Raw genomic sequence first — 15,221 nt, 5'->3', positions numbered from 1 at the left:
AGAGATCGAACGTTATGAACGATAATAGCCAAAGCTAACTTTTAGCGACCTGGTGCTTTCCCGACCGAAGACGAAAAACATGCCGGAAAATCGTTCATATCGTTCGATCTCTGCCAACACGAAAGGCTTCCGCACGCGGGAAGGAATCGCCCGGCCCGTCAACTCGACGGCGCCGCGCCGATCACGTAGCTGAGCCGGCAGATCTCAGCGGAGGATTCGACGAAAGAGAGCTTCGCATTCGCCGGGAGCGACAGACCGAACGACACCGCGAGGGTGCCCTTGGCGGGGACGACGAAACCCGCGGGCTGGCCGTCCGCCGAGGTCTCGAGCGGGACCTGCACGGCCGAGCCCGCGGAGGCGGGCGGCTCGAGGGTCATGCGGACGCCGACGAGGGTTGCCGGGTCGGAGAAGACGGACTCCGCTCCTGCGAGCCTTGCGCTCTTGACGGCGCTCACCTCGATGGGAGCCACGGATCCAGACACGAAGGGCAGAACCTGGCCCGTTGCGTCCCCCGAAGCGTCGATCGCGACGACGGCGGTTGCGGGCACGTCGCAGGACACCCTCAGCGCCCACTGGGCGTAGAGCACGACGTCGGATGTCGCCGGCGAAGAGAAATCGTAGAGCAACCCGCCTGAGGGAGCATCGAACCAGCCGAGGAAAGAATACCCGTCGCGTACCGGGATGCCGGGCTCGGACGCAGGCGAGTTGTAAGGAACCTCCCGCATCGACACAGCCGAACCGTTGCAGGGGTCGAACGATACCCGCACGGTCAGCGGAGCCGAGCTCGACGAGTCCGTCACCCGAATGCCGAGCAGCGTCGCTCCCGGCTGGCCTCCATCTTCCGAGCCCTGGCCCTGCGAAGAGTCCCACACGCGCAGACCGAGCTGCATGGAGCCTGCGAAGGCCGTGCCCGACAGCGCGAGCGAGGCCGCCAGGACGCAGACCGCCGCCGCATGCCCGACCCAGCGAAGCCTGATCCCTGCTCTGTTGCGTTGCATGCTTTCCGCCTTCCTTTCCATCGCCGATCAGAGGCAGAAGCAGGGGCACACGCCGCCGGGAGCGCTTGCGCTTCCATTGTTGCTAGGATTGCCGTCCGTTATGACGCGGAAGAAATGGGTGTCCGTGTCAGGGTATATCGAACGCTCCCACCAGAGGTTCGGGACGCCCGGCGTATTCTGGAACCCCTTGACGAGTCTGGGGTTTTCGCCAAGTCCGTTCTCGACCTTTCCCTTCCAGTATTCGTATTGCGAACCTTCGCGAGACAGCCATTCTTTCGAAAGCCAACGGCCCTGAACTGTCCCCGTGAGCTCGAAGTAGCTGGCGACGAAAAGTTTGTCGGGAGAATATTCGACATCGGGAGACGTCTGATTTCTCTCGATCCCGTACCCCTTTTGCACGGCCTCGATCGCCTCACTCAGGTCGCTTGGAACCGATTTCCAAATGACGCCCTCGTTCATGCTCTTTCGAAGATCGCTAGAGCCCCAGCCGCCAGCGCTGATGTTTACGGGCTTCATGCTGTGCTCATCGTTCAGAAGATTCTTGAACTGGAACGTGAGGCCGGCCTTTCCGGTTCCGTCCGACTTTACGTCGTGGTTGATGCCGATGACGCGCACCTCGTAGGGGGTGCCGTCCCACGTCGTCCAGCATTCGTATGCGGATTCGTCGGCGATGTAGCCCTCGTATTGACGGTACCACTCGGAGCTTTCGCCTTTCGCGGAGATGTCCTCAGCATGCGATTTCACCTCGACGAGGCTGTACGTCAGGTCCTTGTCGACGTCCTTGAGGTAGAAGGAGTCGCTCTCCTTGCCCTGCCCGGGAACAAGCTCGAACGTGCAAGTCACCGTCGCCAGCGGCTTCACGGTCATGCCATGGTCGGCGGCCGAGCTTTCGATCTGGGCATTTGCAAGGTCCAAGCCGAAGGAGCACACGAGCGTGCTTCCGGGATCGGCGGCGAAAGCCGCTTTATCGGTAGGGACGACGCCAGTGTCGGTCAGGCCGAACGACACCGACTTTGAGGGATCAGATGTTGGCGCGATGGAGAACAGGTCTTGGGACTCCAGGGCCGGTGCGCCTTGTTTCGCGTCGAGAACCGATCCGGCGCCTGCGTCGGCGCAAGACACGCTCGCGAGCCGAACCTGATAGTCGCCGTTGTTCTTGAAGCTGGCGCTCGACGTCACGCTGTCGGCGGGGTTCGCCACGTCGTAGCCGTTGCCGTCGCCGAAGGTGACGGCGACCGGCGCGGTGACGCTGATGGGGGCCGCCGCGGCGCGCTCGCCGGCGAGGTAGGCGGACGGAAGGAGCGGGCGGTCCTCGCTGACGACCGCGGGCTCGGGAACGGCGCCGGCCTCGCCGGGGGCGACCTCGACCGGGCGCGAGGCGCGGGCGAGCTCGACGCCGTCGAGGGAGAGCGACACGGCCACGTCGGCCGCGCCCTCGGACTTGCCGGCGACCGAGCCGTCGGCGTCGACGGAAAGCGGCTTGGCCGGGTAGGAGTAGGACGCCTCCACGGGCTCGGGGGCGAGCAGCCCGCCTCCCTCCAGCAGGTCGGCGGTCTCGCCGGCGGCCAGGGCCAGCGGCTCGGCAGAGAGCGTCGCGGCGTACGGGAGCACGCGGTTGCCCGCGGCGGGAAGGCCGGGGTTCCAGGCGCCCTCGGAGCCCGACGGGCAGTAGACCGAGACGCCCGAGCACTCGGCGAGGGCGTCCGCGGCGACGTCGGGGGTCCCGAGCGCGACCACGCGGGCCAAGGAGGCGCACGACGCGAACGCGCGCGGGCCCACCGCCTCGACGCTTTCAGGGAGCCACGCCTCCGTCAGCGCCGTCGCCTCGAAGGCGCGCTCGCCGATCGAGGAGACGCCGTCGGGGACGTTGACGGAGGAGAGGCTCGAGCAGCCCGCGAAGGCGGCGTCGCCGATCGTCGAGAGGCCCGCCGGGAGGACGACGGACTCGAGGGTCGCCAGGTTCGAGAAGCCCGCGGGGGCGACGGCGCTCACGCGGTAGGACGCGCCCCCGACCTCGGCGGCGGCGGGGACCTCGATCGTCGCGGGGGCCTCGCCTCCGGCCCAGGAGGCGGCCAGCGTGTAGTCGCCAAGCACCTCGAAGGAGAGCCCGGCCCGCGGGGAGCCGGGATCCTCGCCTTCTGGCGCGTCGGGGCCGGCAGGTTCGGGCTCGGCCGTGTCGCCGGGGCTCGCCGGCTCGGCGAACCGCGAGAAGCCCGCGGCCTCCCAGACCCCGCGGTCGGAGCCTTCCGGCAGCGCGACGACGGCCGACTTCGCGGCCTCGTCGAACGCGTCGGGGGCGATGGAATTCACTTCGCCGAGAACCGCGATCGAGTCCACGGAGCAGCCCGCGAACGCGCCGGGGGCGACGGACTCGACGCCCTCCGGGACGACGACGGCCCCGCCCGCGCCGGGCGGGCACGCGACGAGCGCCTTCATGTCCTTGGAATACAGGATACCGTTCCGCGAGGAGCACGCGGCGCAGCCCTCCCCGGCCTGGACGGCTTGGAGCCTCTGGCACCGGGAAAATGCCGAGGCAGGGACAGTCGCCGTCTGGTCGGGGATGCGGGCAGCGCCCTCCTTGCCCTCGGGAACGAGCAGGAGGCTTGAGAGGTCCTTCGAGAACAGCATGCCGTCGAAGGAGGAGTAGGCTTCGTTCTCGTGAGAGACGGCGATGCGGGACAGGGAATCGCAGCCGGCGAGAGCGCCGTCGGCGATCTCGGAGACGGTCGCGGGGATCGAGAGCGACTCGATCTCGGAGCCTTTAAGCAGGGGCCCGCAGCGCCCCTCGTCGTCGGCTAGGCCGATCGCCCGCACCTCGTAGGGGTCGCCGCCGCTCGACACGCGCGCGGGGATCACGACGTCGGCGGGGAGCGCCTCGCCGTACCAGCCGACGAGCGCGGCGGACGCGCCGTCGGGCTGCACGCGGAACACGAGGCCGTCGGCGCGCATCTCGCCGACGGCGGGCTTGGGGTCTTGGGAGAGCGGCACGCTCGCGGCCGCTTGAGAGGACGGCACGACCGCAGGCTCATCCCCGCTTGAAGCCGTCTCGACGCCCTCGGCCGCGAACGCGCAGGACGCCTCAGCTACGGCCCCGACGGACGCGCCCAGCGCAAGCAAGCATGCGCATGCGAAAGCGCAGACGGCTCTTCCGGAGTTGCGAATTTGGTTGCCATGCCGCATATGTTCTTCACGCCTCTCTCTGCAAAATGCTATATATCATAGTCATTATGCTGATTATAACGGCATCTTCGGCAATGTAAAGCTATATATATTCTGTCGATTTATATTATGAGTTATTTGAAACTTGTCGTCAGGAACTACGGGCATCCGCCGCTATCTGAGATGAAGGTTAATGGATATCCTGCTGACGCTTTCGACCAATCTACGGCACTACCGAAAGAAGGCCGGTCTCTCGCAAGAACAGCTTGCGAACAAGACGGGCCTTCACCGCACCTATATCGGGGGCATCGAGCAGCGCCGCATCAACGTGTCCACGTTGAACCTGCAAAAGATCGCCGAGCCGCTCGGCATAGAGGCGTACCAGCTGCTCATGCCTCTCGAGCATTAGCCCCGCAAACGCTCGAGAGCACTCCGGTCTGCCGACCTCCCGCCCGCCGATCCCCCGCGCGAAAACGAACGATGCCGGCGGGTCTTTCCCTGCCGGCATCGTCAACCAGTTCACCGCATCCAAGACGGTTCGCTACTTCTTCGCCGCAGCCTTCTTCGCCGGGGCTTTCTTGGCAGGCGCCTTCTTCGCCGCCGGCTTCTTCGCGACGGCCCCCTTCGCGCCCTTGGCGTCCTTCGCGTCCTCCTTCTGCTCCTTGCCGGGGCAGTCGAAGTTGGGGCACAGCTTCCACGGGCCGCGCGCGGTGGTGACGATCACCATGGGCGCGCCGCAATGCTCGCACACCTCCTCGGTGGCCGTGAGCGCGCCGTACTGGGGCAGCGGGTAGCCCGTGCCGCAGTCGTCGTAGTTCTCGCAGCGGATGAAGCGCTTGAGCGTGCGCGGGTTCTTCTGCGCGATCAGCTTCGCCTGGATGCCCTTCTCCTTGCAGGCCGGGCACTCGCCCACCACCACGTCGGGCTCCTGGTTCGTGGCGCAATGCGGGTCGATGCAGATGGTGCGCGGCTTGGATCGGAACGCGGTCACCTTCACCTGCGGCATGCCGCAGGTGGGGCACGGCTCGGGAACGGCCTCCACCTTGCCCTTCGGCAGCGGATAGGTCACGTCGCAGTCGGGCCAGCCGGAGCAGCCGATGAACATGCTGCGGGTCTTCTGCGACGCGCGCAGCTGCAGATCCTTGCCGCACTTCGGGCACGGCCCCACGTAGGCGTCGGCGGCCACGGCGTCGGCCAGGGCTTCCTTGACCTCCTCGGAATGCGGCAGCAGGCTTGCCAGCTGCTCGGACAGGAGGTTGCGGCTCGTGTCCACCACCTGCGTTTTCGTCGTGCGGCCCTCGGCGATGTTGTCCATCTCCTCCTCGAGCTCGGCCGTCATCTCGGGGTGCGTGATGTGCGGCGCGAACTTGTCGAGGGCGTCGCACACGGCCATGCCCAGCTGGCTGGGCTCGATGGGGTCGTTCATGCAGTACTTCACCGCGTAGAGGCGCTCGATGATGGAGTGGCGCGTGGACTTCGTGCCGAGGCCCAGCTTTTCCATCTCCTGGATGAGCTTGCCCTGGCTGTAGCGCGCGGGCGGCTCGGTCTGCTTCTTCGTGCAGGTGGCGCCGCCGAACGCGATCGTATCGCCTTCGGACAGCGCGGGCAGCTGCTCGTCCTTCTTGAGGCCGTAGGGGTAGATGGCGCGGTAGCCCTGCTTCACCAGCACGTCGCCCTTCGCCACGAACGGCTCGGCGTTCACGTCGAGGGTAACCTTCGTGCCCTCGATGACGGCCGCCTCGGACAGCGTCGCCAGGAAGCGGCGCGCGATGAGGTTGTACAGCTTGTAGTCGGCGGGCGCCAGGTCGTCGGGCGTGGCCTTGGCCGTCGGGTAGATGGGCGGGTGGTCCGTCGTCTCCTTCTTGCCGCGCGTGGCCGTGAGCTTGCCCTTCGCCAGCAGCTCCTTGCAGTACGGCGCGTAGGCGGGGTTGCCGGAGATGGCCTTCACCGTGTCGGCGAGATCGAGCGAGCTCGGGTACACGGTGTTGTCCACACGGGGGTAGGAGATGTAGCCGTCCATGTACAGGCTCTCGGCGATGCGCATGGTGCGCGCGGGGCTCAGGCCCTCGGCCGATGCCGCCGCCATGAGCGACGTGGTGTTGAACGGCGCGGGCGGCTGCACCGTGCGCTTCTTCTTCTCCACCGACGACACGGTCGCGCTCGTCACGCCCTCCACGTGCGCCATGACCGCGTTCGCCTCGGCCTCGGCCTTGAAGCGGGCCGTGGCGTGCGGGGCTTCGAAAGCGTCGGGATCGGTGCCGAACGCGCCGCGGATCACCCAGTAGTCTTCCGGGATGAACGCGAGGCGCTCGCGCTCGCGCGCCACGATGAGGGCGAGCGTGGGCGTCTGCACGCGGCCCGACGAGCGCACGTTGCCGTAGCCGGCGAACTTCACGAGCGTCAGGTAGCGCGTGAGCACCGCGCCCCAGATGAGGTCGATGTCCTGGCGCGAGGCGCCGGCGGAGGCGAGGTTCGTGTCGAGCTCGACGAGGTTGTCGAACGCGTGAGTGATCTCCTCTTTCGTGAACGCCGAGTAGCGGGCGCGCGACACGGGGGCCGTGGGATTCACTTCCTGGATGCAGCTGAGCGCGTCGCTTCCGATGAGCTCGCCCTCGCGGTCGAAGTCGGTCGCGATGATGACCGAGTCGGCCTTCTTCGCGAGGTTCTTCAGCGAGCGAATGATCTCCTTCTCCTTCGGCAGCTTGTTGATGGGGGCGTACACGAGGTACGGCAGCGCGTCCATCTTCCAGGACTTAAGCTCCACGCCGTCCTCGGTGAAGGGCTTCTTCTTTTTGAACGGGGGCTTCGGCAGCGTCGCGGGCAGCTCGGCCGGGAGCGTCTCGCCCTCCTCGGTGACGCCCTGCCATCCGCCGCGCTTCTTGTACACCATCGTCGGCGCGAAGTCGGGCTCGAGGATGTGGCCGCGCAGGCCGATGGTCACCCATTCCTCCCCGTCGACGTCGAAACGGTACACCGGCGTCGAGTACACCTTGTCCGCCTTGGGTTTCTTGACGCCGAGCAAATCGGCGATCTTCTGAGCCGCGTCGTTCTTCTCGGTTACCACCAGCTTCACGCGGTTCCCTCCTGTCCTGTTCCGGCCGCCTCCCGCAGCCTTTCATTCACACGGTTGCCCCACCTATTTATTAACGTGTGCGGGGATGGGCGCGCTTGCAGGCGCGCGTTCGCCGCGCCGTCCGGGCGCAGCAGGTGTTAGCATACACGATTTCTCGCGGGGAGGGCGAAAAATTGCCAAGCTGGCGAAAAACAAGAGCGCCGCACGCGACGAGGCCGTCGGAAAGCCGCACAAGGCGATCCGCGCCCGAGGAGCCGCGCTAGACGAAGCTGATCCTGAGCTTCTTGCCGAGGCCTTCGGCCACGCGCTGAAGCGTTTCGATCGTGGGGTTGGCGTTGCCGGATTCCAGGCGCGCGAACGCGCTTTGCTTCATGCCGCACCGCTGCGCCAGCTCACGCTGGGTGAGGTTCTCTTCGGCGCGCGCCGCGATAATGGCATCGACAACGTCATAGTGCGCGAGGCGCATGCGGATCCCACGCAGGCTCCACGTCACGCCGCAGCGGCGCGACGGCACGCCGCGACTTCCGGAAATCGGATGGGGATTTCGTCACCGTGCGTTGAAGATGCTGGGGGCGTTTTGTGAAGCGGCCGTATGTCGGGTACCCTTGAAGACAAGGGATGAGCCGCCGAATCGCCGCACCGCTGAAATCTCGCCGCACCACGAACGAAGCAGCGGCGGCGTCCCGCCGAACGCACGGCCCGTCGGGCCGACAAACGGGAGGTATGCCATGAAACGAGTTCTGGGCGTGTTCCTCGGGCTGATCGCCCTCATCATCGTCGGCATCGTGGGCGTGTTCGCCCTTTCGGGCGCCGACGCGGGCCCCGCGAGCGACCTCGCGAACGACGCGAAAGCGGCCGCCGCGAACGCCGCCATCGACGCCGCCGGCCTCAAGGACAAGGCCAAGAGCGCCCTCGAGGACAACAAGGCGAGCATCGTCGCCGCAACGGGCCTCAGCGAGAGCCAGGTGGATCAAGCCATCGAGCAGCTCAACATCGACGAGTGGCAAGCCGCCTCGCTGCCTTCCTCCGCCACGCCCACCGGCACCATCGACGGCAGCGCCGCCGGCGTGAACGGCACCATCACCACCTACGACGACCCTGGCTACATTTCCGTCGAAGCCTACGGCCAGACGATCACGCTCGCCGTGCCCGAAAGCGCGCAGGACTACCTTCCCTACCTCGCCTACGTGCAGTAGCGTCGACGACCCAGCAAGCGGCGCGCCGCGGAACTGAGCGGCTCGCCGCGCGACCCAGGTTCTCTTTCGCGCGCTTTTCAGGGGACGATCTGCGGCAAAATCGGATTTTTGGCAGCGTTTTCCCGTTTTGAACGCCGAGAGAAAGCACCCGACCATCAAGCCGTCGGCAAAATGCCTGGTCGCCTCACCGCCTCCGCGAGAAACGCGTTTCCGCACTGCCAAAAACCCGATTTTGCCGCAGATCGGCCCTTCTTCACTGTCACATGGAGGAACTCCGGTCGGCGAGGCCCCAGCGGACGGGGCTGACGCGGGGCTGATCGGCGAGCCTCCGGCGGGCGAGGCTCCGACACCGGTCCGATCGGCGAGCCTCCGGCGGACAGGGTCCCAACACGGGCCCGGTCGGCGAGCCTCCGTCAGACGGGGCTCCAGCCGGATAAAGCCGTACGGCGCCCTTCGACTTCGCGCGGCATTCGGAGATAACAGGGAAACGCGCCCGCATCCCCTTCTACGCCGTGCGGGCTTCCTTCAGCCTGCGCTGGTAGGCGCGCACGATCTGCGACAGCGTGAAGCACACGATGAAGTAGATGAGCGCCATGATGCCGAAGATGGCGAAGATCTGCACAGTGGAGTTGTAGCTGTTCATGAGGATCATGCCGCGACCCATGAGCTCCTGCAGCGCCATGGCGCCCCAGAGGTAGCTCGTGTCCTTGATGGTGGTTACGAACTGCGACAGCAGCGCGGGCACCATGTTGCGCAGCGCCTGCGGCAGGATGATCACCGCGTAGGTCTGCACCGCGGAGAACCCCTGCGACTTGGCGGCCTCGTACTGGCCGTGCGGCACGCTGGCCAGGCCTCCGCGCACGATCTCGGCCACGCTCGCGCTCGTGAACAGCGTGAACGCCAGCACGGCTGCCCCGATGGGCGGTAGCTGGGCCACGAAGAACGTGAACATGATCCACAGCAGGAGCGGCGTGTTCTTGAATATCTCGATGTACACCGTGGCGATGCCCCGCAGCACGCGGACGTTCGACGTGCGCATGACCGAGATGACCGTGCCGAGCACCACCGAGCAGAGGATGGCCAGGGCGGAAATGAGCAGCGTCATGCCGAGCCCCTGCAACAGGAAGCGCATGTTGACCCACGTGAACAGGGCGGCGATGTCGCTCATCAGCGATCCTTCCGCCCGTCGTCGGTCGTGGCGGCCTCTTCGCCCGCGGCGAGCTCGCTGCGCTCCACGTCCATGGAGCGCTCGTCGATCTCGGCCGCCTCCTCGGCGTCCTCGAGCGCTTCGTCCGCCTCCTCGTCGAGGCGCACGTCGTCGGGCTGCACGGTCTGAGGACCGCCGGTCTCGTCGGCCCGCTCGCGCGCCTCGCGTCGCTCTCGACGTTTTGCGCGATGCTCCTCGCGGCGCTCGCGGCGGCTTTCGCGCTCCGCGGCGTCCTCGGCCTCGGCGTCGAAATCGGCTTCGTCGTGCGGCGCGCGCACCTGGGCGATGCGCTCATCGGGCTGCTCCAGCTCGCCCGGCAGGTAGTCGTTATCCAAGAAAGCCTCCTCTCCCAGCTCCGCGCGGTCGCGGACCCGGTCGCGCGCGGCCTGGGCCTGCGCGCTTTCGTCAACGCGACGTCGCACGTCGCTCGTGATACGGTCGCTCGTCACCGTCTCGGCCCGCGAGGCGAGCGCGTCGTCGGCCTCGGGCGAGCGATGGCGCGCCCGCCCGTCGCGCGCGCCCTCGGCGGCGGCGTCGGGCGTCGTGGGCATCGCCGCCCCCGACCCGCGCGCACCCTCGACGCCGCGGCGCGCGGCGACCCGGCGCTCGAGGCGACGGTGCGCCTTCACGCGCCCCGACTTCGTGCGCATGATGCGAGCGGCGCACGCCTCGTCGTCGCCGCACTGCTCGGCGATCTCCTGCGCGATCTCGCGCCCGATCTCGTCGGCGATCTCGGCAGCCTGGTTACCGGTGAAGGTCTGGTCGTACGGATCCTCCGGCGCCACGCCCGGCTCGAGCGCGTCCTCGGCGAGCGCGTGCAGCGGGTGGCGCGGCGAGGGCGCCACGCGCGCCGGCGCGATGTCCACCGTGCCGTACATGGTCTGCACGCCGCCGGCCATCGTGTCCGCCGCCGCCCGGCCCGTGATGTCGTGCGTGCCCGGCGTGACCTCCATCGTGTCCTCGGACAGCGCCTCGGTGGCGTCGCCGGTGGCCAGGTGCCTATGAGAGCGCGTGCGGCGCTCGAGGTACAGCGCCAGGCGCGACAGCGGGAAGCAGATGACGAAGTACAGCAGCGCCGCAACCACGTACACCGGGCCGTAGTAGCTCGTCGCCCCCGCGAACGAGTTCGAGAAGTACATGAGCTCGCCGCCCGCGATGAGCGCGAGCACCGACGTGTTCTTCACGAGGTTCGCGGCCTGCACGGCCAATGGCGGCATGATGATGCGGATGGCCTGGGGCAATATGATCACGAACATCGACTGCCAGTACGAGAAGCCCTGGCTCTTCGCCGCCTCGAACTGCCCGCGGTGGATGGAGCCGATGCCGGAGCGCACCACCTCGGAGATGTAGCCGCCGTGGTAGATGCCGATGGCCAGGACCCCGATCCAGAACGCGGCCAGCGACAGGCCGAGCAAGGGGAAGATGGCGTAGAACACGAACACCTGCAGCAGCAACGGCACGTTCTGCACAACCTCGACGTACACGCGGGTGATGCCGCGCAGCACGGGGATGCGCGATACCGACAGCACGCCGAACACGATGCCCAGCGCCAGCGCGATGACCAGCGCCAGCACCGAGATGCCCACCGTGGTGCCGAACGCGGCCAGGATGTCGGGCCAGCGCTCGAACAGCGCCTCCCATTTGTAGGGCGCGAAGATATCAAGCATGGGACGCGCCTCCCTCGCCCTCGCCGGGCTTCTCGGTGGACAGCCCCCACCGCTGCTGGAGCGCGGCGAGCGTGCCGTCATCGGCCATGCCGGCGATGGCGGCGTCCACCTGGTCGGCAAGCTCGGTGTTCGACTTCTTCGTGGCCACGCCGTACTCCTGGGGCGCGAACTGCGCGTCCAGCAGCATGGTGGAGTCGTCCACGTAGCCGTTGAGGATGGAACGGTCCACCGAGAACGCGTCGACGCGGCCGGTGACCAGCGCGATCTTGATCTCGGGATACGTCGAGTACTCGGCGAAGTTCATGTGGATGCCGATCTCGTCGCCGGCGGCGGTCAGCTTGTCGCGCGTCGTGGCCGACAGCGCCACGCCCACGGTCTTGCCGTCCAGGCCCGCCAGATCGACGATCCCCGACGACTTCTTCACGAGCACCCCGATGTGGTCGGTGTAGTACGGGCGCGAGAAGTTGTAGCTCTTCTTGCGCGCCTCGGTGATGGTGAAGGTGGCCAGCGTCGCATCGAGCGTGCCGTTGTCGAGCATCGCGCCGCGCGTGGTGACGTTCACGCCGGTCACCTTGAGCGCGTCGGGGCTGCCCTTGATGCGCTTCGCCAACTCGCGCGCGATGTCCACTTCCATGCCCTCGATGTTGCCCGTCTCGGGGTTCTGGAAGCCGAAGCCGGGCACGTCGATCTTCGTGCCCACGCGCAACACGTTCGGGTCGGCGGCGCAGCCGACGAGGGCGCCCGCCGTCCCTCCGAGCGCGAGCGTCGCCGCGGCCAGCGCCGACGTGCGGATGAATGTCCTTCTCGTGATCATGGCGCGCCTACAAGATCTTCGACAGGAAGCTCTTGACGCGAGCGTTGTCGGTTTCGTCGAACAGGTAGTGCGGCGTGCCCTGGTCCACCACGAGGCCGTTCTCCATGAACACCACTTTATCGGCCGCCTCGCGCGCCAGGCCCATCTCGTGGGTGACCATTACGATGGTCATGTTCGTCTCGGCCAGCGACTTGATGACGTCGAGCACCTCCTGCACCATCTCGGGGTCGAGCGCGCTCGTGGGCTCGTCGAGCAGCATGATCTTGGGGTGCATGTTGAGGGCGCGGGCGATGGCCACGCGCTGCTGCTGGCCGCCGGAGAGCTGGTCGGGGTACTTGTCCATCTTGTCGACGAGCCCCACGCGCTCGAGGTAGGCGCGCCCGTCCCGCTCGGCCTGGTCGCGCGGCACCTTCAGCACCTTGATGGGAGCGAGCGTCACGTTCTCCAGCACGGTCTTGTGGGGGTAGAGGTTGTAGCTCTGAAACACCATGGCCACGTCGCGGGCGAGCGCGCGGGAGTTCACCTTGCGGTCGGACAGGTTCATGCCCTCGACCACCACGGAACCCGAGTCGGGCACCTCCAAGCCGTTGATGCAGCGGATGAGCACGCTCTTGCCCGAACCGGACGGCCCGATGACGACGACCTTCTCGCCCTCGGCAACGTCGAGCGACACGCCTTTGAGCGCCTCGACCGCGCCGAAGTTCTTCCGAATATCCGTTACTGTGATCGCTTGAGCCACGCTTGACGCCTCCCGTATGGTTCTCGGCCGCGATCTACGAGGGGCGCCGCGGTCAACTGGTCGATGTAGGAATGCACCGATCAGTCTAGCATGCACGGCATCTTCCCAGATGACAGGGAGGTTACGAGACTTTGACGATAGCGAAATCGGTCGCGCTCAGCGCGAAACCGGCCGAGGCAGGGGACGGGGATGAGACAGAGGGACGGGGTAATTGTCTCATTTTGCCCGCAAAATGAGACAATTACCCCGTCCCTCTGTCTCATCCCGCCCGGAGCTAGCGGGCGAACATGAGGCGCTCGCTGTCGAACATGCGCTGCAGCACCGCCACGCCCGCGGCGGTGTACACGAGGTTGCTGACCACGCAAGCGACCACGTTGATCGGTTGGAAATCGAACGAGAAGATGCCGATCATGCACTGCACCGCGTTGTACAGGGGGATGAAGTAGTACCCGATGTCCGCCTTCGCGTCGCCGAACATGCCGAGGATGCCAACGAGCATGACCGCGATCATGAGCGGAGTCAGGTACATCGTGGCCTCTTTCACCGACTTGGCCAGGGTGGACACGATGGTGATCAGCATGACGACGAGCAGCGTCGTCGACAGGATGACGAGCGCCAGCAGCAGGTAGTCCGTCGGGCCGTACACGTTCACGTCCACGGCCCCCTGCATGATGCTGGGCAGCCCCGCGAAGATGCCGAGCGCGCTCGACACAGCGATGAGCAGGCCGATAGCGGTGATGGCCAGCACCTTGCCCAGCGCGATGTCGCGCCGGTTGATAGGCGTTGCCAACAGCGTCGCCATCGTGCCGCGCTCCTTCTCGCCCGCCACCGATTCTGCGGCGATGGACATGACGCTCGTGAACACGAGGATGAGCAGCAAAAGCGGCACGATGGACACCACGATGCTGCCCGCGACGTCGCGCTCCTTGGCCACGTCGTAGCCTCCCTCGCCCGCGTTGACGTCGAAGCGGTTCGACAGCGACGATTCGTAGGCGTCCAGCATCGCGGCGAACGACGAATGCGCCCGGCTGGAATCGGGGTCGGCGGAGTTGTAGAAGATCTCCACCTGCGGCGCCGGAGCGCCCGATGCGGGATCGTACGCCGCCACATCGGCGTCGAACCCGTCGGGGAACGCGGCGAACGCCTTCACATCGCCCTGCTCGATGCGCTCGCGCATCTCGTCGGCGTCGGGCAGCGCGGTTTCGGGCACCACATCGATGCCCGCGGCGGAGGCGAGCGCCTCGACGCTGGCCGGCTCGTTCACCACGGCCACCACGGGCCGCTTGCTGTCGTCGGGATTGAACATGCCGCCCATGGCGTCGCCCATGAACGTCCACATGAAGAAGATCAGCAGGCCAGGCAGCGCGATGGACACGAACGCCGAGGCCTTGTTGCTGAAGAAGCGCGCCAACTCCTTGCGCGCGATGACGAAGGCGCTGCTTTTCATGAGGCCTCACCTGCCGTTTCCGCGTACAAGTCGAAGAACGCGTCCTCGAGCGAACGCTCCCCCGCCACCTCCGGCAGCGTGCCCGAGGCCACCATGCGCCCGTCGATGACGATGCCCACGCGATCGCATACCTTCTCTACGAGGCTGAAGATATGGGTGGACAGGAGCACCGTCCTGCCCTCGGCGGCCAGTTCCAACAGGAAGTCGGTCACCGTCTTGGCCGTGAGCACGTCGAGGCCGTTCGTGGGCTCGTCGAAGATGATGACCCGCGGGTCGTGCACGAGCGAGATGGCCAGCGACGCCTTCTGCTTCATGCCGGTGGACAGGTCGGCCACCTTCGTCTGGGCGAAGCGGTCGATGCCGAACCGCTCGAACAGCGCGCGCTTGCGCTCGTCGCGCACGGGAGCATCGACATGGTGCAGCTCCGAGAAGAAGTCGAACAGGTAGTCGGGCGAGAACACGTCCTCCAGCTTGAGCTCGCTCGTCAAGAAGCCGATGAGGCTGCGCACGCGAGCGGGGTCGGACACGACGGAGGCGCCTTCCACGAACGCGTCGCCCTCGTCGGGCTTCACGAGCGCGGCCAGCATGCGCAGCGTCGTGGTCTTCCCGGCGCCGTTCGGGCCGAGCAGCCCGTAGATCTCGCCGCGGTGCACGTCGAACGACAATCCGTCCACCGCGACCTTCACGGGCGCATCGGTGCGCTCGAGCTTGCGTTGCTTGGCGGAAAGCTTGAACGATTTCCGCAGTCCTCGTGCGGACAGGGCTGATTCCATCGGCTCACCTCTCTGAGTCGAAATCGATAACAGGTTCCGCATGAGTATAACAGCGAGGGGGGGGGCAAGCACATTCGGGCCATCGGTTCGTCTTTAGCGCACCCCCCCGTTGGTGTATACTCGTTGGGTTGCGAACGGGCTACCTTCG

At 66.7% G+C, this 15,221-nt stretch carries 12 protein-coding genes; 2 read left to right on the top strand and 10 right to left on the bottom strand.

Annotated features, from left to right (window positions below):
* Positions 1-158: 158 nt before the first annotated feature.
* Both C1A15_RS07615 and C1A15_RS07610 read right to left on the bottom strand, forming a co-directional pair.
* Entirely contained in the window at positions 159-998 is an 840-nt protein-coding gene (locus C1A15_RS07615; RefSeq protein WP_180953027.1) for an InlB B-repeat-containing protein, read from the bottom strand.
* Between the two features lie 27 nt (positions 999-1,025).
* Positions 1,026-4,013 (bottom strand): leucine-rich repeat protein, encoded by a 2,988-nt coding sequence (locus C1A15_RS07610; protein ID WP_146001824.1) that lies wholly within the window; start codon positions 4,011-4,013, stop codon positions 1,026-1,028.
* A 337-nt stretch (positions 4,014-4,350) separates the two neighbouring features.
* Here C1A15_RS07610 and C1A15_RS07605 point away from each other — a divergent pair, with 337 nt between their 5' ends.
* Positions 4,351-4,566, top strand: a complete 216-nt coding sequence (locus C1A15_RS07605; protein ID WP_101721998.1) for a helix-turn-helix domain-containing protein — start codon at positions 4,351-4,353, stop codon at positions 4,564-4,566.
* A 132-nt stretch (positions 4,567-4,698) separates the two neighbouring features.
* On the opposite strand, the gene C1A15_RS07600 is transcribed toward C1A15_RS07605, so the two are convergent.
* Positions 4,699-7,230: a DNA topoisomerase I gene (locus C1A15_RS07600; protein ID WP_101721997.1), complete on the bottom strand. Its 2,532-nt coding sequence runs from the start codon at positions 7,228-7,230 to the stop codon at positions 4,699-4,701.
* Positions 7,231-7,489: 259 nt separating this feature from the next.
* Complete coding sequence (locus tag C1A15_RS07595) at positions 7,490-7,696, bottom strand: helix-turn-helix domain-containing protein (RefSeq protein WP_101723740.1); 207 nt, start codon at positions 7,694-7,696, stop codon at positions 7,490-7,492.
* A gap of 262 nt (positions 7,697-7,958) precedes the next feature.
* On the opposite strand from C1A15_RS07595, the gene C1A15_RS07590 reads away from it, so the two are divergent.
* Positions 7,959-8,426 (top strand): hypothetical protein, encoded by a 468-nt coding sequence (locus C1A15_RS07590; protein WP_101721996.1) that lies wholly within the window; start codon positions 7,959-7,961, stop codon positions 8,424-8,426.
* Positions 8,427-8,931: 505 nt separating this feature from the next.
* Here C1A15_RS07590 and C1A15_RS07585 read toward each other — a convergent pair.
* From C1A15_RS07585 to C1A15_RS07560, 6 genes are all read right to left on the bottom strand, one after another.
* The gene (locus tag C1A15_RS07585) at positions 8,932-9,594 is read right to left on the bottom strand and encodes an amino acid ABC transporter permease (protein ID WP_101721995.1); all 663 of its coding nucleotides are present in this window, start codon (positions 9,592-9,594) and stop codon (positions 8,932-8,934) included.
* Positions 9,594-11,300 carry an amino acid ABC transporter permease gene (locus C1A15_RS07580; protein WP_101721994.1) on the bottom strand — a complete coding sequence of 569 codons (1,707 nt, stop codon included), beginning with the start codon at positions 11,298-11,300 and terminating at the stop codon, positions 9,594-9,596. Before C1A15_RS07580 ends, C1A15_RS07585 begins: the two co-directional genes overlap by 1 nt.
* On the bottom strand, positions 11,293-12,114 hold the full coding sequence (locus C1A15_RS07575) for a transporter substrate-binding domain-containing protein (RefSeq protein WP_101721993.1): 822 nt from the start codon (positions 12,112-12,114) through the stop codon (positions 11,293-11,295). Before C1A15_RS07575 ends, C1A15_RS07580 begins: the two co-directional genes overlap by 8 nt.
* Positions 12,115-12,121: 7 nt before the next feature.
* Entirely contained in the window at positions 12,122-12,853 is a 732-nt protein-coding gene (locus C1A15_RS07570; protein ID WP_101721992.1) for an amino acid ABC transporter ATP-binding protein, read from the bottom strand.
* A gap of 274 nt (positions 12,854-13,127) precedes the next feature.
* The gene (locus C1A15_RS07565) at positions 13,128-14,300 is read right to left on the bottom strand and encodes an ABC transporter permease (RefSeq protein ID WP_101721991.1); all 1,173 of its coding nucleotides are present in this window, start codon (positions 14,298-14,300) and stop codon (positions 13,128-13,130) included.
* The gene (locus C1A15_RS07560) at positions 14,297-15,073 is read right to left on the bottom strand and encodes an ABC transporter ATP-binding protein (RefSeq protein WP_101721990.1); all 777 of its coding nucleotides are present in this window, start codon (positions 15,071-15,073) and stop codon (positions 14,297-14,299) included. The genes C1A15_RS07565 and C1A15_RS07560 overlap by 4 nt, the downstream gene beginning before the upstream one ends.
* Between the last annotated feature and the right edge of the window lie 148 nt (positions 15,074-15,221).

This window comes from Eggerthella timonensis (assembly GCF_900184265.1).
In the GTDB taxonomy this organism is placed as follows: Bacteria; Actinomycetota; Coriobacteriia; order Coriobacteriales; family Eggerthellaceae; genus Eggerthella; species Eggerthella timonensis.
The sequence above is the reverse complement of the archived record's forward strand: the minus strand, read 5'-3'. Positions and strand labels throughout refer to the sequence as shown.